The sequence below is a fragment of the Oleiphilus sp. HI0123 genome (genome assembly GCF_001635315.1).
This window is the reverse complement of sequence record NZ_LWGE01000427.1, coordinates 1-984: the sequence shown is the minus strand read 5'-3', so window position 1 is coordinate 984 and position 984 is coordinate 1. Positions and strand designations below refer to the sequence as shown.

General features: G+C 45.7%; 2 protein-coding genes. Both read right to left on the bottom strand.

What is annotated here, in order from left to right:
- On the bottom strand, positions 1-479 hold a 479-nt coding region (locus A3761_RS04070; protein ID WP_369808169.1), incomplete at its 3' end, for a lysophospholipid acyltransferase family protein.
- Between the two features lie 61 nt (positions 480-540).
- A partial coding sequence (locus A3761_RS04065; RefSeq protein ID WP_197472806.1) for a class I SAM-dependent methyltransferase occupies positions 541-984 on the bottom strand: 444 nt, incomplete at its 5' end.

Genomic DNA, 984 nt, shown 5'->3' with positions numbered 1-984 from the left:
TCTATTACGGGGTCGTTATTTGGGCGATACATATAGCCAGGTCGCTTAAGCTGAGTCCCAACCAAGGGCAAGGTCATATCGATAACACCGAAGTGGCCTCCTATCAACAAAACACCGGTGCCGCGGTTCTGCGCGTCTAATAGGTGCTCTTTACCAATCACCGTCATCGTATCAAGATACGGAGTAACATCTCGCCACCAAAGTTGCAGCATCTCAATCAAGCCTTCAGCAGTAGAAATAAAACTGCCTTCAATTATCTCATTTTGCTTGTCACTGCTAAGCTCGGGGAAACACAGCTCTATATTCTGCCGGGTCACCTTGCCACGGTTTTTCATGCGTCGATAAACGAAACGCCCAAGGCTTTCTGCATACTGATGCTTTTTGTTCATCGGCAGCCAAGCGAGGCAATATAGAATAAAAACGATTAACCAGGATGGCCATAATGTTGGATGCCACAGAGGGCGTGTTTTCTCAGTCATAGCGCTTATTTTATTATTGTCTTTGCCAGAACAAGGAATAAGATTTGGACAAGTATAAGGTTTAGTCGGCCAAATCCTCAATTCTTTTCAAGGTATATACATCATAACGACAACTCTTACCCACTAACTGAAGGGACGGCTTAATTCCTTTTATTGCATCGCCCTTGCGCGGCCGCTTTACCACCACTCGATAACGAGCCTTAGACAATGCCGCCTCTAATAAAGCCTCATCATCCAGATCTTCTCCTACAAGCGTTTGAAACAGCCGCATTTCCTTTTTGACTAAAGACGACTTTTCTCGATGCGGATACATTGGGTCCAAGTAAATGACATCAGCAAGCTTCTCTGGTTGAGAGTTCATCCAAGTCGTCGCGTCAGATTCCACTAAGGACATTCGTTCAATGATCGACTTTATCTCTTCCGTTTCTTCAAAACGCTGAGCAGTTTCATGACCCGCCTCTGCCAAAGCAGCGCGCAATAACTCGGCAATAAGTGGTGAGCGCTC